The organism is Agrobacterium sp. CCNWLW155, from assembly GCF_036888815.1.
In the GTDB taxonomy this organism is placed as follows: Bacteria; Pseudomonadota; Alphaproteobacteria; order Rhizobiales; family Rhizobiaceae; genus Agrobacterium; species Agrobacterium radiobacter.
In genome coordinates, this window is sequence record NZ_JBAKFW010000005.1 from 253,623 (window position 1) to 272,618 (window position 18,996).

Genomic DNA, 18,996 nt, shown 5'->3' on the forward strand with positions numbered 1-18,996 from the left:
AACGGCGCGTCGGAAAACACTTCTTTCGCAGGCTGTCGCATCGACGGCAGATTTTTTTGCAACGTAGTTGGGGGAGGCCGGCATGACGAAGCCGCTAGACAGAATTGACCGCAAAATATTGCGTACCCTCCTGGAGAACGGCAGGTTGAGCAATTCGGAGCTTTCGGAAAAGGTAGGGCTCTCGCCCAGCCCCTGCTGGCAGCGCGTCAAGCGGCTGGAGGACGAAGGGGTCATTCGCGGCTACACCGCCATTCTCGATCAAGCCAAACTCGGACTGACCGAAACCGTCATCATCGAGGTGATGCTGGAGCGCCACGACGACGAGGTTCTGGAACGTTTCGGGGATGCGATGGCCGCTCTTCCGGAGGTGTTGGAAGCCTATCTGACAACAGGTGAATATGATTATCTCATCAAGGTGGCGGTGGCGGGAACTGCAGGCTACGAACAGTTTCTGCGGCGGAAACTCTATAAGATTGAGGGCGTGCGCCACTCCCGATCCTGTTTCGCACTCAAATGTCTCAAACACACATTATCGGTCGTACCCGATCCCGAACCTCCTTTAATCGAAGCGGCGGGCATTGGCCGCGTGCCGGCAAGATAGCGGAATGCATTCCCATTCTTTTGCCGGGTCTGCGGGTGCCTGTGCCTTGAGTTCGTAAAGGCGCACTGCCGAGCCATCTGGCCTCATAAGTCTTATCACGCCGTGCCGACGAGTGGCGTGTGATGCACGACAATCGGCGCGTGGTAAGGGACGCGGTCATAAAGATCGACAATGTCGTGATTCAAGAGACGCACGCAGCCCGAAGAAACCGCTTTATCGATGGACTTCCATTCCGGATTGCCGTGCATGCGGTAAAGCGTATCCTTCCCATTCTGGAAGATATCCAAGGCTCTTGCGCCGAGCGGGTTTTGCACGCCGGGGTCCATGCCTCCATTGGCAATCGAGTATTTTTCAAGCTCCGGCTGGCGGGCTTTCATTTTGGCTGGCGGCTTCCATCTCGGCCATGGCTGGCGCCAATGGATGATACCCCCGCCGTTGCCACGCAAATCCATCCCGGCCAATGCCGACACCATAACGCGTGGCTGCGCCATCGGGCTCGACCAGATAAAGGAAGCGGTTTGGGGTATCGATGGCGACCGTTCCGGCTGCTTCACCCGTCGGATTGGCGACGCGCTGGCGACAAAATTTTGGATAAATATGCCGATAGGGAATGCCGGCGACGGCATGTCCATCACCCTCAAATGCCGCGTAACGGGCGTCCAACGACGAGTGCCCCACGAAGCGTTGGCAAAGAAACCCTATTCAGGCGAAGGACCTATATAGCGGGACTGCGGACGAATGAGGCGCCCAGTCCGTTCCTGCTCCAGCACATGCGCCGTCCATCCTGCCATGCGACCGGCAGCAAAGACATTGGTAAAGCTGTCGCGTGGAAAACCCAACACCTCCAGTACCAGCGCCGTGTAGAATTCGACGTTTGTCTGTAACGGCCGAAGAGGTTTTTTTTCCTGGAGGAGCGCTAGCGCCGCCGCCTCCACTTTGCCGGCGAAGGCAATGCGGCTGGATCCGTCCTTGAGAACCGACACCGCGCCTTTCAGAACGTCGGCGCGAGGGTCACGGACACGATAGATCCGATGGCCAAAGCCCATAAGGCGCTCCCCGCGCGCAAGCGCATCCTCCAGCCACAGTTGAATGTCAGCCTCCGCGCCAATCGCATCCAACATGTCAAGCACCGGACCCGGCGCCCCGCCATGAAGAGGCCCCTTTAAGGCACATAGCGCACCAACCACTGATGAGAACATTCCGGCCTCTGTCGACGCAATGATGCGAGCCGTAAAGGTCGAGGCGTTCAACCCATGATCGGAAACCGTCGTTAGATAAGTATCGAGCGCGCGTACCTTCTCTGGCGAAGGGTGATCACCGGAAATCATTCGAAGAAAATCCGCCGAATGGCTGAGTGTGGTATCGGGCGCGATCGGCGTTAGCCCTTGCCTGTCTCGGATGATTGCCGCGGCAAAGACCGGTACCGCCGCAACGGCCATGATATGGTGTGCGGTTGTTTCATCATCCGGCAACGCGGAAAGCAAAAGACGCAAGGCCTCTACGGAAGAAAGGCGCGACAGGTCAGGAAGGGGATGAATCAGTTCAAGTGCCCGCTGCCTGGCCGAACCAAGCTGAGAACGAATATCCTGCGCCGTCGCCGGCTGGGGGATTTGCTCGGCCCATAGAAGCTCCAGAACCTGCTCAAAAGACCAGTCTGCCAAGCTTGCAAGGTGGTGGCCGCGGATAATCAGTTCACCAGCCGTCCCATCCACATGGCTGAGTACAGTTTCGGCTGCGACGACGTCATCAAGGCCGATCACGGTCTTGTCGTTACTCAAAGCTGCTATCGCTGACATTGAATTTTCCTCAATCTGAATACGAATGCGCTTGAGGATGTTGAATTGCATATATATGGTCAATATTGATTGTTTTAATCAATATGAGATATGGAATGCAGCCTTACGACAAATACATGAGCGCCGATCGCGCGGCTTCCGAGCTCGGTATCAGCCGCGCAACGCTCTACGCCTATGTCAGCCGGGGTTTGATCCAGACGAACGCTGCTGAGGATGACCCGCGTCGCAAGCTCTACAGCACCCATGACATTGAGACGCTGAAGAAGAGGAAAACCGTCGGGCGACGTCCCGGACAGGTTGCCGCTACCGCGCTTGACTGGGGGCTGCCTGTTCTCGAATCCTCGATTACGGAGATAACAGAAGGACACCTGCGCTATCGCGGCCAGGACGCGCTTGTGCTTTCACAAACGGCGACCCTGGAGGAAGTGGCTTGTCTGCTATGGGACTGCGGTGAGGGTAACCCTTTCGATGACGTGAAGGCCGCCCCGGCTCCATGGCCACAGCCAATCTTTAACTACGTCAGCACCCTGCCCTTGACGGAGCGGTGCCAAACGCTTCTCCCTCTTGTTGAAGCAGGCCGCCTTACCACTTGGAGGCGCGAAAACAATCGTCTCTGGTCCGGCGCCGCCGCTCTGCTGCGGGCTGTCGCCAGCGCCTGCAGCCTCAGCCAGCCCGGTACGCAGCCGGTTCACCTGCTTCTCGCGGATGCCTGGAAGAAGGATGCGGCAGGCGCGGATATCATCCGTCGCGCCCTGGTGCTTCAGGCCGATCATGAGTTGAATGCTTCCGCATTCGCTGCGCGCGTCGTCGCCTCTACAGGCGCTTCGCTCGGCGCGTGTCTGAATGCGGGGCTTTCGGCGTTGAGCGGACCTATGCATGGCGGCATGACTAGTCTTGTCGAACTTCTGTTCGATGAACTGGAGCGGTGTAGCGATGTAGAACGGGTGATTGATGAACGGCTTCGACGCGGTGAAGCTATTCCGGGCTTTCACCATCCACTTTACCCGGACGGCGATCCGCGAGCAGCCGGCCTCCTGCCCCATCTCCCGCCGGACGCGCAGCGAGATGAGCTTCTGCAGGTGATGAACGATACTACCGGTCAGTTGCCGAACTGCGATGTAGCACTGGTGAGCCTGCGACGCAGTCTAGGGCTGCCGCGCGGCTCGGCCCTGGTGCTTTTCGCCGTCGCACGGACTGCCGGCTGGATAGCTCATGCCCTGGAACAGAAATCGGATGACAAACTCATCCGACCCCGCGCCCGCTATGTGGGGCAATAGGCAATTGAGGTGTTGGAGCATCCGCAGCATTCACGTCAAGCTTAAGCGAATAATGATTTTGAGCTCTGGCCCGCCCACAGGCATGAACCGATTGGCCTCGAGGCTAAAACGGTCGTTTCCAGACCGGGAGGGTCTCCTGAAACTAGGCAAGGTCGCAGTGCCCCCAGAGCGTTGGCATGGCCCTCACTGGCCTCGAAAACGGCATCCGTTGCATACCGCCAGTCCTTGCGCTATTTTGGCCACGTCGGAAAAGGCAGACTTGGTTTGGTAAGCCCAAGTCCTTCTGGTAACGGAAGCTCTGGTCTTTGGCCTCTGGTCGGAGATCCCCGCGACGAACGAAGGATGCATCGTGCATCCATCTGTTCGTCCGTGTGGGTCTCGGATTGGAGAAACGCTCCGGTCGAACATCGACTGAAGGAGTCCGACCGTGCATATACCCTCTATTTGTTTTCATGACGTCCTGATCGTCGGCGCTGGCCCGGTCGGCCTGTTTCTCGCCTGCGAGTTAAGGCGGGCCGGTTGCTCGGTGCTGGTTCTCGAAGCATCGCCATATCCGGATTCACCCCTGAAACGGCCTCCCTTCGGCCTGCGCGGCCTGACGGTGCCGACGATCGAAAGCCTTGATCGACGCGGTCTGCTCGAGGCGATCAAAGAGCGGGAGGCCGGCCGTGATACGCCTGGGACGGCGCACTGGATGAAAGGGCAGCGGCGGCCCGCCGGGCATTTCGCGGGCATCCAGTTTTTTCACGACCAGATCGACGCGCAACGCTGGCCTTATCGCCTTGCCGGTTCGGCCAGCAACCTTGCCACCGATATGGCGAGTATAGAGACCGTTCTGGCGGCGCGGGCCGAGGCTCTGGGCGTCGAGATACGGCGTGGGTTTGCCGTGGAAGGCTTCAAGCAATCCGAGGAGGATCGCCGTTCACGCGGGCGGCGCGGTGTTTCGGGGCCGCTGGCTTGTCGGCGCCGATGGCGCTCGCAGCATAGTGCGTAAGGTGGCAGGGATCGTTTTTGCCGGCACTGAACCCGAATTCACCGGCTATTCCGCGCAGGTCGAACTGGCCGATGCCGGGGCGCTGAAGCCCGGCCGCCACTATACCGCTGCTGGCATGTACATGTTCACGCCAACAGGTACGATCGCCATGGCCGATTTCGACGGTGGCGCCTTTCATCGTTCCGCACCGATCACGCGTGAACATGTCGAAGCGGTGCTGCGCAGGGTCTCGGGCACGGATGTTTCGGTAACAAGGCTTGATCTGGCCACCACATGGACCGACCGTGCCTTCATGGCGGTGGAATATCGCCGGAAACACGTGCTGCTGGCGGGCGATGCCGCCCACATTCACTCGCCACTGGGCGGCCAGGGGCTCAATCTCGGCCTTGGTGACGCGATGAACCTTGGCTGGAAACTCGCTGCGGTCATTCGCGGCGACGCATCGCCGGACCTGCTCGACAGCTATGCCAGCGAGCGGCAACCCATAGCCTCGCAGGTTCTGGACTGGTCGCGTGCGCAGGTGGCGCTGATGCGGCCCAGCCGAAGCTCGCGGGCGCTGGAAGGCATCATCCGCGATCTCGCCGCCACGCGCGATGGCGCAACCTATTTCGCCGAGCGCGTCTGGGGCATCGGTATCCGCTACGATCTTGGCTCTCCCCAAGCCCTTGTCGGCCGCAGCGCGCCGGATTTCGCGCTCCTTGACGGCACAAGACTGAATGAGCACCTGCGGAGCTGCCATGCGGTGCTACTCGATTTCGATGCGCGCCCAATGCTCGGCAATGTCGCGGAACGCTGGTCTGATCGGCTAGACTACGTTGCGGTGGATGCCGAAGATCGAATGGGACTGAGTGCCTTGCTGGTACGCCCCGATGGCATTGTCGCATGGGCCTGTGACGCCACCCCCGACGAGGCGGAACTTGAAGAGAGTATCGTTCGCTGGCTGGGCGTCTCGGTTCTGGAACTGGAGCGCCCCGATTGTGGATAGGACGGCGTGATGGGATCAAGCGGATTTTGAGATCAGCGAGCGAAACCGTTCGGTCATTTCGGGATTGGCGGGATTATAGACCATCATGTTGAGATCCGAGCGTCCCTCCACCGCAAAGCTTGAAAACTCCAGTTCGATCGTTCCGAGAACCGGGTGGTGGAGGCGCTTGAGGCCCTCATGCATGCTTGTGACCTCATTGTCATCCCACATGGCCTTGAATTCGGGGCTGGCAGCAGAGAGCTCATCGACCAGTTGCTGGATGCCGGCCCCAGCACCGGCGCGCGCAGCATCCGCCCGGAACGCGCCGACGACATAACGGGCGACATTGCGCCAGTCCTCCTGGGCGGTGCGCACCCGTTCATCGGAGAAGATCAGACGCAGAATGTTGCGGTTCTCCCTCGCCAGTTTGCTGTAATCCGTCAGGATGAGGGCGGCGGCCCGGTTCCATGCCAGAACATCCCATGTCGCCGTCCTGATGATGGCGGGGCTGAAGGGCATGGCGTCTAGCACGCCCTGTAGCCGGGGCGTTATGGTCTCGGGTTGACGGTAACGCTGCTCGGGCGGATGTCCGAAGGCCAGTATATGCAGGTGATCGCGCTCGGGATCGGTCAGCATCAATCCCTTGGCGATGCGATCCAGCACATCCGCCGAGGGCGAACCGCCACGACCCTGTTCCAGCCAGGTATACCAGGTCGGACTTATGTTGGCGCGCTGGGCGACCTCTTCCCGGCGCAGACCCGGTGTGCGGCGGCGGCCGACGGCAAAACCGAACGTTGCAGGATCAAGCCGCAGGCGACGATCGCGCAGGAAGGTGCTGAGTGCATTGTCCGTCATTGCATTTCCCCGCCGCAGCCTGTTGAGAGTTATACCATGATAAGGTCACTACTTTAACAGGACAATTCTTCATGAGATCACCTCTCCCGTCAACGCGGGAGATTTATATGCGTGTTTTTCTGACAGGTGCCACCGGGTTCATCGGCTCCCGGATTCTTCGCGAACTGCTGGCGAGTGGCCATGAGGTGACCGGTCTCACCCGCTCGGAGGCCGGCGCAAGAGCGTTGCAGGCCGCAGGCGCTTCCGCCCATATTGCCACGCTGGAAGATGCGGCAGGGCTTGCCGCGGGTGCGGAAACTGCCGATGCCGTCATCCATACGGCTTTCGATCATGATTTTGCGAATTTTGCCGCCAATTGCGAAAAGGATCGCCGGGTGATCGCGGCGCTGGGCTCTGTATTGGCTGGCTCCGAACGGCCGATGCTCATCACCTCAGGGGTCGGCATGGGTGATCCCGGCAATGGCGAACCTGCACGGGAGAATGTGTTCGACACGCATCATTTCAACCCGCGCATCGCCTCCGAACTGGCGGGCCAGGAGCTATTGCAGGCGGGCGTCAATCTCGGCGTCATCAGGCTTCCGCAGGTGCATGACACGGTGAAGCAGGGTCTCATCTCGCCCTATATCGAGATGTCGCGCGACAAAGGCGTCGTCGCTTATGTCGAAGACGGTGGCAATCGCTGGTCCGCCGGTCATGTGGACGATGTGGCAAAGCTATACGTGATGGCGCTCGTTCGGGGTGAACGGGGTGCTCGATATAATGCCGTGGCGGAAGAAGGCGTTGTCGTGCGCGATATTGCCGGGATCGTTGCCGAGGGGCTGGGGCTGCCACTCGTTTCCATAGGCAAAGATGAGGCCGCCGGCCATTTCGGCTGGTTTGCCCTGTTCGCTTCGATGGATCTCAGGGCCTCCAGCGCCCTGACACGGAAGAAGCTCGGCTGGGAGCCGAAAGGGCCGAACCTGCTCGATGATCTCAGAGCCATGGACTACTAATCTGGAGGCAGGCGTCCGCTGAGGCGGACGCCTGCCTCCAGCATCAGTTGCGGCGCAGACGGGCCACGACGACGTAAAAGACGGGAACGAAGAGCACCGCCAGCACGGTCGCCGAAATCATGCCGCCGAAAAGGCCGGTGCCGATGGCGTTCTGCGTCTCCGAACTCGCGCCCTTGGCGATGACAAGCGGCACGATGCCGAGCGTGAAGGCGAGCGATGTCATCACGATCGGCCGCAGACGCAGGCGTGATGCCGCAATGACGGCATCAGTAAGCGTCTGCCCCTCCTGCTGGCGTTTTCGGGCAAATTCCACGATCAGCACGGCATTTTTTGCCGAAAGCCCGATGAGCGTGATCAGGCCGACCTTGAAGAACACGTCGTTCTCCAGCCCGCGCAGATGCACCGCAATGACAGCGCCGATAATGCCGAGCGGCACGACGAGCATGACGGAAAGCGGCACCGTCCAGCTTTCGTAAAGTGCTGCAAGAACAAGGAAAACGATGAGGAACGAAAACGCCATCAGCATGGGCGCCTGCGCACCGGACTGGCGTTCCTGCAACGATTGACCGGTCCACTCAACCGCAAAGCCCTTGGGCAATTTGGCTGCGAGCCGTTCCATTTCTTCCATCGCCTTACCGCTGGATACGCCCAATGCGGCGGAGCCGGAAATGCTGGTCGAGGGATAGCCGTTATAGCGGGTGAACTGCAGCGGCATTGTCGACCATTGCGGCGTGACGATTTCCGAAAGGCGAACCATCTTGCCGGCATCGTTGCGGACGTGGAGGTTGAGCACGTCATCCACCTGCATGCGGCTTGCGGCCCTGGCCTGCACGATCACCTGCTGCAGGCGTCCATCGCGCGGGAAATCATTGACATAGGTCGAACCAATGGCCCCGCCGAGCGTATCGGCGATGGTCGAGTAGGACACGCCGAGCGCGCTCGCTTTCTGCCGGTCCACGTTCACGGTGACGCTCGGGCCGCTGGGAAGACCATCGATGCGGACATCGGTCACGAGCTTGCTCTCCGCCGCAAGCCGGGTCAGTTGGGCCGCAGCCTCGCCGAGCGCATTCGCCCCGTGGTTGGCGCGGTCCTGCAGCCGCAACGCAAAGCCCGATGTCGTGCCGAGCTCATCGATTGCGGGCGGCTTGAGGCTGAATATCTGCCCCTCGTCGGCGGCCGTCATCGCGCTCGTCGCAGCGCCGACTTCGTCGTCCACGCCTGTCTTGCGCTCGCCCCATTCCTTGAGCGTGGTGAAGGACATCGCCGTGTTCGGGCCTGAGCCCGAGAAACCAAAACCCATCACCGTCAGATTATTGGCGATGTCAGGCCGGGTCTTGACGTGATTTTCGAAGAGGTCGACGACGACGCGGGTGCGCTCGGCCGTGGCCTCCGCCGGCAGGGTGAAGGATGTCATGAAGGAACCCTGGTCCTCATCCGGCACAAAGGCCGTCGAGAGCGTGCCATATCCATAGGCAACCGCGCCGATGATAGCGAGGTAAACCACCATGGTACGCCCGATCTTGCGCACAAGGATGGCGACCCAGCCGGCATAACGCGCGGTCAGGCGCTCAAAGGCGCGGTTGAACCAGCCGAAGAAACCTTTCTTCTGATGGTGATCGTGACCGACCGGCTTCAGCAGGGTCGCGCACAGAGCGGGCGTGAGGCTGAGGGCCAGAAATGCCGAGAACAGGATCGATACGGCCATCGAGACGGTAAATTGCCGGTAGATCGCTCCAACCGAACCGGAGGCCATGCCCATCGGCAGGAAGACGGCGGTCAGGACCAGCGTGATGCCGATGACCGCGCCGGATATTTCCGTCATCGCCTTGCGCGTCGCTTCAAGCGGCGACAGGCCCTCCTGAGCCATCAGGCGCTCGACATTTTCAACGACCACGATGGCGTCATCGACAATGATGCCGATTGCCAGAACCATGCCGAACATGGTCAGGGCATTGATCGAATAGCCGATCGCCAGCATGACCGCGAATGTGCCGAGAAGCGCGATCGGCGCAACGATGGCGGGAATAAGCGTGTAACGCAGGTTCTGGAGAAACAGCAGCATGATCAGGAAAACCAGGACCATGGCCTCGGCGAGCGTCTGGACTACCTTCTCTATCGAAACCTTCACGAAGGGTGCCGTATCATAGGAGATGGCGAATTCCATTCCCTCCGGCATGGTCGTGGAAAGCTCCGCCAGACGCTCCCTCACACCGGTCGAGGTGCTCACCGCATTGGCGCCGGGCGTCATCTGAATGGCAGCGGCCGTCGCAGGTTTGCCGCCATCGAGGATGGAGAAGCTCGATGTCTGTGATCCGACTTCGATTGTCGCTACGTCTCCCAGTGTCAGCCTGGAGCCATCTGGGTTAGAACGCAGAATGATCTGCGCGAATTCATCGGGCGTCTGCAATTGACCGCTTACGCTGAGCGGCACGCTGACCTTCTGGCCCGGCACGGTTGGCGTTTCACCCAGACGGCCGGGGGCGACCTGAATATTCTGCGACTGTATGGCCTGTGTCGCCTCGGCCATCGAGATGGAATGGGCCACAAGGCGGACGGGGTCGAGCCAGATGCGCATCGCCGCTTCGGACCCGAAGGATTGCACGCGACCGACACCGCCGACACGTTTCAGTTCCGGCGCAATGTTGCGGACGAGATAATCGTCGAGAGCGAGAGCGTCGAGCGAGCCGTCCTTCGATTTCAGCGAAACGATCATCAGAAATCCTGACGATGCCGATTCCACAGTCAGTCCGGCGCGGCGGACCTGTTCCGGCAGGCGCGGTTCCACGGCCTTCAGCCGGTTTTGAACATCCACCTGCGCAAGCTCGGGATTGGTGCCCGGTTTGAAGGTGACGGTAATGGTGGCCGAACCCGAGGAATCGGCCGATGAATCGAAATAGAGGATGTTTTTCGCGCTCGAAAGTTCGCGTTCGATCAGGCTCGTCACGCTGTCATTGATCGTCTGCGGCGTGGCGCCGGTATAGGTGGCGTAGATCGAAACGCTGGGCGGAGCGATGACGGGAAACCGTGAGACGGGCAGTTGCGGGATGGACATCACCCCCGCGATCACGATCAGAATGGCAATGACCCAGGCGAAAACAGGCCTGTTGATGAAAAACTGCGGCATGATCTGTCCGCTCCTTAGGTTCGGGTCTCTGGGGCGGCAGGGGAAAAGGGCGACCTTTCAAGCGGCTGTCCACCCTGGACGCGATCCTGCCCCAGAACGACGATGGTTTCTCCGGCGGCAAGGCCTCCCGTGACGATGTATCGACCGTCGGCCAGCGGCCCCAGTTCCACCGCGCGGCGCGCACCGGTCTTGTCTGCGCCGACAACAACGATCTGCGGCCGTCCGGCCGGATCGCGGATGATTGCTTCCTGCGGCACGCGGATCGCAGCGCCGTATATGGCGCGCGGAACCATCGCCCGGATATACATGCCCGGAAGCAGCTGTTCCTCCGGGTTTGGAACGAGGATGCGAATGCCGAGGCTGCCCGTGGCGCTGTCGACGGAGATGTCGGAGAACAGGACCTTTCCATCGTGGCCGAACGGCTTGCCGGCGATGGTGATGATCTTCACCGGAAGCTCGTCCGGATTTTCGGTCCCTGCCCCGGAAGCCGTGTCACGCAGGGCCTCCAGGCTCATCGCGGACTGGCGAACATCCACATAGACCAGATCGATCTGCTGAATGACCGCCAATGGTGCAGTTGCCGAGGATGAGGCAAGTCCGCCTTCGCTCATGAAGGACTGGCCAATGACCCCACTGATCGGGCTGCGCAGCGTCGCATAGGAAAGCTCCAGCTTTCGCCGGGCGAGAATGGCGCCCGCTTCCGCGACATTCGCCTTCGCCTGCGCAAGGGCGGCGGTGGCGTTATTGAAGGATTCCGCACTGGTGATCTCGCGCGAAGACAGCGATCTGGCGCGCTCGTATTTAACCTGTGCGTTCAGAAGTTCCGCCTCCGCCCGCGCCAGCACGGCGGTTGCAGCGTCTACATCGGCTGAAAAAGGTGCGGGATCGATCTGGAAAAGCGGTGTGCCGGCTTCCACGAAGGCACCTTCCGTGAAGAGCTTCTTCTGGATGATGCCACTCACCTGCGCCCGGATCTCCGCCGTGCGGTAGGCCGACACCCTGCCGGGCAGTTCGTCGTAGACCGTCACGGGTTCCGGCTGAACGGTCATGACGCTGACGCGTGCGGGCGGCGGCGTTTCGGCGGCACCGCCGTCACCCGTTCCGTTATCACTGCAGGCACAGAGAAGAAAGATCGGCAGGCACAGCGCGCCAAGTTTCCAGAAGTATGATCCGCGTCGCATGAGTATCCACCATCCATTTTAAACAACGAGCTCGATGGCGGCTATCTAGGCTCTGTGCATTTGCGCTTTGTGGAGGTTTTGTTGCGGCTTTGTGGAGGCCGGCACCCAATACTCGACGGCGTGGCCGTTCGGTGGCATGGATGTATCAAGGAGTTTGAAGACGATGGCAGAACTAGTTTTGATCGCTGAAGACGACATGAAGATCGCCGGCATTCTCGAAGCCTATTTTACCCGCGAAGGTTTCCGCACCGTGCATGCCCGTGACGGCAAGGTGGCGCTGGAACTTCATCGCGCCCTGAAACCAGATATCGTGCTGGCGGATGTCTCCATGCCGCGGCTGGATGGCTGGGAGGTTCTGGCGGAGATACAAAGGCGCGGCCATACGCCCGTCATCATGGTCACAGCACTGGACAAGGATGTCGATCGTCTTCAGGGGCTGCGCATCGGGGCGGATGACTACATCGTCAAGCCGTTCAATCCCATCGAAGTTGTCGCACGGGCAAAGGCGGTGCTGCGGCGCGCGGGGCTCAGGCAGGCGGGCGCCGTCGTTCGGGTCGGCAACCTGACCATCGATCTCGACAGCTACGAGGCAAAGATCGAAAAAGACGATGCCACCATTCGCCTGTCGCTGACATTGACCGAATTCAGGCTGCTGGCGCATCTTGCGCGCACGCCGACCAAGGCCTTTACACGCGGCGAGCTGGTCGATGCCTGCCTGCCCGGTTCGGATGCGCTGGACCGCACGATAGACAGCCACTTGAGCAAACTGCGCAAGAAACTCGAGCAGGCCGGTGGCGAAGGCATGCTGGCCAGCATTCGAGGTGTCGGTTATCGTCTGGCGGTCGAGCCATGATGCTGAAAAAAGGCCTCAGCCGCCAAATATTGCTGGCCATGTCATCAATGACGGTAATTGCCGGTCTGGTGGTCTTTTTCGGCACTTACATCGCCTTCAGCATCATCTTCTATTTTTATCCCTGGTCTGAAAGCGAGGACAACTGGCTGACGGGCGTTGATTTCATCATCCTCTCCGTCCTGATCTTCATCGCCCTCATCGTTGCCGCCATCGCCTCCGTCCGCTTGACCCGGCGCATTCTGCAGCCGCTCGAATCCCTCGCCCACAGCGCGAGACGCATCAAGGACGGCGATCTTTCGGCGCGCGCCTTGCCGGGTGATCATTCTTTGGGAGAGACAGCCCATCTCGTCGAGGACTTCAACGCCATGGCCCAGCGTCTGGAGGATATGGCAGCGGATATGAAGCTCTGGAATGCAACCATTGCCCACGAGTTGCGCACGCCGCTCACTATCCTCAAAGGTCAACTGCGCGGCATGATCGACGGTGTGTTCGAACCGGATGAGACGTCACTTCAGGGTCTCGTGCTGCAGGTGGATTCCCTTGCCCGGCTTGTCGAGGATCTGCGCACCGTCACACTTGCCGATAGCGGCTATCTAGAGCTGCGTATCGAACCCGTGCGGCTGAAGGAAGAAATAGAGCAGCTTGCCGCCGTGCTGGAACAGGAATTGAGGCAGGAAGGTTTCGAGCTTCGGCTTCACCTCTCCGATATGGTGGTGCGGGCCGATACCATGCGCATTCGACAGGCCCTCCTTGCGCTCATCACCAATGCGCGCCGTTACGCCCTGGGCGGCGCGATCGACATAAGCCTTGGCGTTGAAAACCGTGTAACGGTCTTGCGGGTCACGGACGAAGGGCCCGGGCTTGACGGTGATATCGCTCCTTGCGCCTTCGAACCGTTTCGAAGGGGTAGCCAGACCGGCTTGACGGAAGAGAGCGGCAACGGGCTCGGCCTTTCCGTCGTTCGCGCAATCGTGGAGGCTCACGGCGGCAAGATACGTTATGCGCCATCTGAAAAAGGCGGCGCCATGTTCGAAATTTCACTCGGTCAGCCGGTGTCCTGACCGCAACCAGCGCCCGCTGCCGGCTGCCGCCCATCTCCACATATTCTCCACACTTCCTCCATGAAACCACAAAGCGCAGCCGGTAGCGTTCAGGCTGCGGAAGTAGTCGCCGCCGCAACAGCGGCGTCTCACTGCCGCGATCTGGCATTTTGATGGTGAAAACAATGACGGTGTCTTTCGACCCGAACCACGTCCCCCCGCCCTCGCCGCTTCATGCGCACCGGTGGATCATTCTCATTGCGGTCATGCTGGCATTTCTGCCTGTCGTTCTCGACATGACGATCCTGCATATCGCCGTGCCGTCGCTGACGCTTGCGCTGCAGGCATCGACCACACAGGTCCTGTGGATCATCGATATCTATTCGCTGCTCATGGCCGGTTTGCTGGTGCCGATGGGCACCCTCGCCGACAGAATCGGCCACAGGAAAATGCTGCTGACGGGCCTGTTCGTTTTTGGCCTCGCCTCCGTCGTGGCGGCGTTTTCGCTCACGCCGTCGATGTTGATCGCCGGACGCATCCTGCTTGCATTTGGCGCGTCGATGATCATGCCCTGCGTGCTTGGCATCATCAGGCGCACATTCGAAGATCCGGGCGAGCGCGCCATGGCGCTCGGCCTTTGGGGAACGGTCGGCGCAGCGGGTGCGGCGGTCGGCCCGCTGGTGGGCGGCGCCCTTCTCGAGCATTTCTGGTGGGGATCGGTCTTCCTCATCAATGTTCCCGTGGTGCTTGTGATCATGCCGATCATCGCCTTCATCCTCCCGGAAAAGGAAATCCTCTCTCCGGGCAAATGGCAGATAAGCCAGGCCCTGCTTTTGATCGTGGGGATCATCGGACTGGTCTTTGCCGCCAAAACCGGTTTCAGCGGTAAAGAGCCGCTCGCAATCGTCGGACTGGCCCTTCTGATCGGCGCGACTGCCCTTGCAATCTTCGTTCGTAACCAGCTCTCCGTCGCAGAGCCGATGCTTGACGTGACGCTCTTTTCCCGCCCGGCCATCGTCACGGGTGTCGGCATGGCCGTCGTCACCGCCGGAGCGCTTGCGGGCGTCGAGCTTACGCTTGCGCAGGAGCTGCAGTTCGTTCTCGGCAAGTCGCCGCTGCAGGCCGGCCTCTTCATGCTGCCCATCATGGTCGCGGCGGCCGTTGGCGGCCCGGTTGCCGGCTTCCTGTCGAACCGTCTCGGCCTTCGGGCGGTTGCGAGCGCCTCGCTTCTTGTTGCCGCCGCCTGCCTTGTGACGCTGGCGCAGTCCGATTTCCATGATCCTGGCCTCGCCGTGCCGGCATGCCTGACGTTGCTCGGCCTATCCCTCAGCATCGGCCTGACCGCCTCGTCGATTGCCATCATGGGCGCAGTTGAGGCTGAAAAGGCGGGCGCTGCCGGCTCCCTGGAGGCAACGGGTTACGAACTCGGCGCGGGCCTCGGCATCACTTTCTTTGGCGTGGCGCTATCGGCGATCTACATGGGGGCGCTGGTGCTGCCGGCCGGCATTCCGCCACAACTGGCCGACGCGGCAAGCCACTCGATCGGCGATACCTACGTGTTGGCTGGAAAATTGCCGCAAGACCTCGCGGCAGCGCTGGTAACCGCCGGCAAGAGCGCCTTTTCACAGGCGCATGCGGTTCTGCTGACCGCAGCGGGAACCTTGATCGGACTGCTTTCGGCAGCGGTCTTCTTTGCCCTGAAAAATGTGAAGGCGGGCCACTGAGCCCGTCTTTTCATCATTCGCCAAAATCAATCGGGCCGAATGGACCTCGATCACGGAGATATTGCGATGTCACACATCATCAATGAGAGCCGAGCCGTAAAATATCCCCTGCCGATACGCTGTCTGCATTGGGTAAGGGCGGCGCTCATCATCGGGCTTATCGCATCCGGCTGGTACATGACGCGATTGCCGGAAAGCGACATGGCCACCGCCTCGATCTTTTATCCCAACCATAAACAGTTCGGTGTTCTGGTCTGGCTGCTTGCCCTCGTTCATCTGGCGCTTCGCTGGCGCTACAGGCAGATCATGCCTTCAGCGCCAGCGGCTCTGGCGCCATGGGAGAGAATTCTCTCCCATGCGGTACACAAGCTCCTGATCCTGTTGACTTTCCTTGTGCCGCTGCTCGGATATTCGCTGTCCAGCAGTTTTTCTGAGAGCGACGGGGTACCGTTTTTCGTAATTTCACATCTGCCGGAGCTGCTTCCCAAAAACGACAGCGCCTTCGTGATTTTCCAAACGCTGCATCGATACGGCGCTTACGCAATTCTGATCCTGATCGGCCTTCATGTGCTGGGTGCTCTCAAACACAGGCTCATGGACAGGCGCGGCCCGACCGATGTGCTTCCGCGCATGTTGTGACGGGGCTTGACCGATAAATTCCGGCAGCATCGGAAAACCGATGCTGCCTCTTTAGATGGTGGATGTTCAGGCGGCAGGCAATCACTTGCCCGACGCCGGCCTGCCAAGGCCCAGCAGGTGGTAAAAGGCAATCGCCCCGATTGTTGCCGTGCCGATACCATCAAGCGTGAAGCCGGCGACATTAAGCTTGAAGTTGCCCGCGCCCAATACCAGCGCGATACCCACGGTGATGAGGTTGCGCGGTTCGGAAAAATCGACCTTGTTTTCAACCCAGATACGCCCGGCGGTCGCCGCGATGAGGCCGAAGACCACGACGGAAAGGCCGCCGATGACCGGCCCCGGTATAGTCTGAATGAGCGCACCGAATTTCGGCGAGAAGCCGAGAATGATGGCGACCAGTGCAGCCACGATGAAGACGAGCGTCGAGAAAATGCGGGTTATCGCCATGACGCCCATGTTTTCGGCATAGGTCGTCATGCCGGTTCCGCCGAAGGCGCCTGAAAACATCGTCGCAATGCCGTCGCCGATAAAGGCGCGGCCGAGATAACGATCAAGGTTCTGCCCGGTCATCGCGCCTATCGCCTTGATATGTCCGAGATTTTCTGCCACCAGAATGACGACGACCGGCGCGATCAGGGCAATCGCGGATCCTGAAAACACCGGTGCGGTGAATGTCGGCAATCCGAACCACGGTGCAGCCGCCACGCCCGAGAAGTCGACAGACTTGCCAAAGCCGAAGCCGTTGGCGAGCACGAGATAAGCGAGATAGGCAATCGCGCCGCCGAGAAGAATGGGCAAACGGCGCGCCATGCCGGGGGCATAGACAGCAATCGCACCGACCGATGTGACAGTCAGGATCGCAATCCAGCGCGACAGCTGGTCGCCATCGGGATTGCCGGGGCCGGAGCCGGAAGCGCTTGCGATCGCAATGGGGGCGAGAACGAGACCGATTGCTGCAACGATCGCGCCGGTCAGAACCGGCGGCATCAACTTTTCGATCCAGTTATGGCCAGCGATCATGACGATGACGCCGATCAGCGCATAGAGCACACCGGCGGCGATGATGCCGCCGAGTGCCAGCGCGATATCAGGACTTGCCGCACCCGCGGCTGCACCCGTTGCCACAAGCACGGGCCCGATGAAGGCAAAGGAGGAGCCGAGATAGCTCGGCACACGACCGCCGACGGCAATGAAGAAAATGAGCGTCGAGATACCCGAAAACAGGATCGAGACATTCGGATCGAACCCCATGATCAGCGGCGCAAGAACCGTGGAACCGAACATCGCCACGACATGCTGAAGACCGAGCACCGCTGTCTGTCCCGCAGGCAGCCGCTCATCGGGCAGGATGCGCCCTTCGGTTTTCAATCGCCAGCGCGGAAAATAACCACCGGTATCGCTCATGTCGTCCCCCCAGGAAACAGCCGGCACGCGCTTCCCGGGCTTTCCCGTTTCAGTTCGTAGCCGCGCAGAGATTTGCTTTTATGATTTGCGCGTGTAACCGAGATCGAATCGGCAGCCGGCGCATCTTTTCTCCGTTAGCGCGATTAGATGTCGCTGTCATCGGGAATGGATTGTTTCCACCGGGATGCATTTTTGAGGCAGATTGGCGGCGAAGTGTAATCGTGAAGGTTGAAGCCGCACCACCTTGCCTGCCCTGGCTTTCCTCGTGCCGTAGCATCCCGTCGTTTTGACCCGAGGTCTCCTTTTGGGGACCGCGACGCGACATTCGCGACACCGTCCCAAATGATTATTCAGCCGGGGCTGGCTTCGCCCTCATACCGTTCAACCGCAGCAGGACCGCCAATGCCGCTGTGCTCATGATACCGAGCACGGCAAACACCGCGTGTGGGCCGATACTGCCCATCAACGCCGCCAGCACCGGCGGAGCCAGGGCGTTGATCAGGTTCATCGGCAGGGCGATGGTGGCCATTGCAGCCGCGTAATCAGACTTTTCGAAAAACACCAGCGGCATGGTCGCCCGCGCGACGGCAAAGGCGCCACTGCCGATACCGAACAACACAAGATAACCGCCCACAGACAGAAATCCCGCCCCTCCGAGCCAGATTGCGGTGAGGCCCATGGGGATCATCACCCCCGATATGACCGCCGTGGACAGCCCATCCCATTTTTGTCCACCCGCGAGATCAATGACGCGCCCTCCAACCTTGAAAACACCGAGCAGGGAGGCGACCGCAACGGCGCCGGCAAGCTCCATTCCCATCGCCTGCAAAAGCTGTATGCCAAGAGCATCGATGCCGAAGGTGACAAAGCTGTTCAAGGCGATGGCGGTGACCAGAAAGATAAAAACCCGCCCTCTTCTCTCGCTGCCCGGTCTCGCCGTGGGCTGAGCCGCTCCATCGGTGACCGGCAGGCCAAAAAACACCAGCGGGCAGACAACCATGAGCATGATACCGGCGTAAATGGAGACAGCGCCGCGCCATCCCAGCCCGTGATCGAGGAACGTGGTGATCGGCCAGAAGATACTGCCGGCCAGTCCGGTCACCAGCATCAGCGTTCCAATCAGGCTGCGCGCCCTGTCCGCTGCATATTCGGCAATATAGGCATAAGCAGACGTTGTGAGGAACATCGCGCCGGCAAGTCCCGTCAACGCCCAGCTCATCCAGAACATGGTGAGGTTCACAGACAGGGCGAGCAGGAACAGGCCCAATCCCATGATGCCGGCACCGGTCGCCATGACACGCCGCGTACCGAACCGCCGGAACGCGCGACCCACCCAAGGCGCGGCAAGCCCCATTGCCGCGAACATGACAGAGGTTCCCACAAAAACCGATGGCAGGGAGGTCGCAAATTCTGCCGCGACCGGGCCGGCCAGGACGGGCAGGATGCCAACCGCACCCCAGCCGGTTATCTGGGTAAGAGCAATGAGAAGGAGGACGTAACGAGAGTGCATCGTCCACCCTTAGAACCGAAGCGTGATGGCCTGATGACGGCG

13 protein-coding genes and 2 pseudogenes are annotated in these 18,996 nt (G+C 60.4%); 8 read left to right on the forward strand and 7 right to left on the reverse strand.

Annotation, left to right across the window (positions count from 1 at the left end):
• Positions 1-82: 82 nt before the first annotated feature.
• Positions 83-601: an Lrp/AsnC family transcriptional regulator gene (locus tag V6S97_RS16970; protein WP_060726479.1), complete on the forward strand. Its 519-nt coding sequence runs from the start codon at positions 83-85 to the stop codon at positions 599-601.
• 95 nt (positions 602-696) lie between these two features.
• Here the strand turns inward: V6S97_RS16970 and V6S97_RS16965 are convergent.
• Positions 697-1,270, reverse strand: a pseudogene (locus V6S97_RS16965) (L,D-transpeptidase); the annotation flags it as partial.
• Between the two features lie 29 nt (positions 1,271-1,299).
• A complete protein-coding gene (locus tag V6S97_RS16960; RefSeq protein ID WP_309957621.1) occupies positions 1,300-2,448 on the reverse strand; it encodes a citrate synthase/methylcitrate synthase in 1,149 nt (382 codons plus the stop codon).
• Between the two features lie 44 nt (positions 2,449-2,492).
• On the opposite strand from V6S97_RS16960, the gene V6S97_RS16955 reads away from it, so the two are divergent.
• Together V6S97_RS16955 and V6S97_RS16950 are read left to right on the forward strand one after the other, a co-directional pair.
• The gene (locus tag V6S97_RS16955) at positions 2,493-3,674 is read left to right on the forward strand and encodes a citrate/2-methylcitrate synthase (protein ID WP_223565229.1); all 1,182 of its coding nucleotides are present in this window, start codon (positions 2,493-2,495) and stop codon (positions 3,672-3,674) included.
• Positions 3,675-4,101: 427 nt separating this feature from the next.
• Positions 4,102-5,653, forward strand: a pseudogene (locus tag V6S97_RS16950) (FAD-dependent monooxygenase).
• Positions 5,654-5,668: 15 nt separating this feature from the next.
• Here the strand turns inward: V6S97_RS16950 and V6S97_RS16945 are convergent.
• Complete coding sequence (locus tag V6S97_RS16945) at positions 5,669-6,487, reverse strand: helix-turn-helix transcriptional regulator (protein WP_080864995.1); 819 nt, start codon at positions 6,485-6,487, stop codon at positions 5,669-5,671.
• Between the two features lie 107 nt (positions 6,488-6,594).
• On the opposite strand from V6S97_RS16945, the gene V6S97_RS16940 reads away from it, so the two are divergent.
• The gene (locus V6S97_RS16940) at positions 6,595-7,479 is read left to right on the forward strand and encodes an SDR family oxidoreductase (RefSeq protein WP_080864994.1); all 885 of its coding nucleotides are present in this window, start codon (positions 6,595-6,597) and stop codon (positions 7,477-7,479) included.
• A 43-nt stretch (positions 7,480-7,522) separates the two neighbouring features.
• Here the strand turns inward: V6S97_RS16940 and V6S97_RS16935 are convergent, their stop codons facing one another.
• Together V6S97_RS16935 and V6S97_RS16930 are read right to left on the reverse strand one after the other, a co-directional pair.
• Positions 7,523-10,603, reverse strand: a complete 3,081-nt coding sequence (locus tag V6S97_RS16935) for a multidrug efflux RND transporter permease subunit (RefSeq protein WP_112278176.1) — start codon at positions 10,601-10,603, stop codon at positions 7,523-7,525.
• A gap of 14 nt (positions 10,604-10,617) precedes the next feature.
• Entirely contained in the window at positions 10,618-11,784 is a 1,167-nt protein-coding gene (locus V6S97_RS16930; protein ID WP_080864992.1) for an efflux RND transporter periplasmic adaptor subunit, read from the reverse strand.
• A 163-nt stretch (positions 11,785-11,947) separates the two neighbouring features.
• Between V6S97_RS16930 and V6S97_RS16925 the strand changes: the two genes are divergently transcribed.
• The 4 genes from V6S97_RS16925 to V6S97_RS16910 all read left to right on the forward strand — a co-directional run bounded on the left by V6S97_RS16925 (position 11,948) and on the right by V6S97_RS16910 (position 16,040).
• Positions 11,948-12,637: a response regulator gene (locus V6S97_RS16925; RefSeq protein WP_003508238.1), complete on the forward strand. Its 690-nt coding sequence runs from the start codon at positions 11,948-11,950 to the stop codon at positions 12,635-12,637.
• Complete coding sequence (locus V6S97_RS16920) at positions 12,634-13,698, forward strand: ATP-binding protein (RefSeq protein WP_080864991.1); 1,065 nt, start codon at positions 12,634-12,636, stop codon at positions 13,696-13,698. The genes V6S97_RS16925 and V6S97_RS16920 overlap by 4 nt, the downstream gene beginning before the upstream one ends.
• Before the next feature lie 164 nt (positions 13,699-13,862).
• Positions 13,863-15,401 carry an MFS transporter gene (locus V6S97_RS16915; RefSeq protein WP_080864990.1) on the forward strand — a complete coding sequence of 513 codons (1,539 nt, stop codon included), beginning with the start codon at positions 13,863-13,865 and terminating at the stop codon, positions 15,399-15,401.
• 66 nt (positions 15,402-15,467) lie between these two features.
• Positions 15,468-16,040, forward strand: coding sequence for a cytochrome b (locus V6S97_RS16910; RefSeq protein WP_080864989.1), 573 nt, complete (start codon positions 15,468-15,470; stop codon positions 16,038-16,040).
• A gap of 81 nt (positions 16,041-16,121) precedes the next feature.
• Here V6S97_RS16910 and V6S97_RS16905 read toward each other — a convergent pair whose 3' ends face one another.
• Both V6S97_RS16905 and V6S97_RS16900 read right to left on the reverse strand, forming a co-directional pair.
• The gene (locus V6S97_RS16905) at positions 16,122-17,444 is read right to left on the reverse strand and encodes a solute carrier family 23 protein (protein WP_035213212.1); all 1,323 of its coding nucleotides are present in this window, start codon (positions 17,442-17,444) and stop codon (positions 16,122-16,124) included.
• Between the two features lie 346 nt (positions 17,445-17,790).
• Entirely contained in the window at positions 17,791-18,954 is a 1,164-nt protein-coding gene (locus tag V6S97_RS16900; RefSeq protein ID WP_111785144.1) for an MFS transporter, read from the reverse strand.
• Positions 18,955-18,996: the final 42 nt, after the last annotated feature.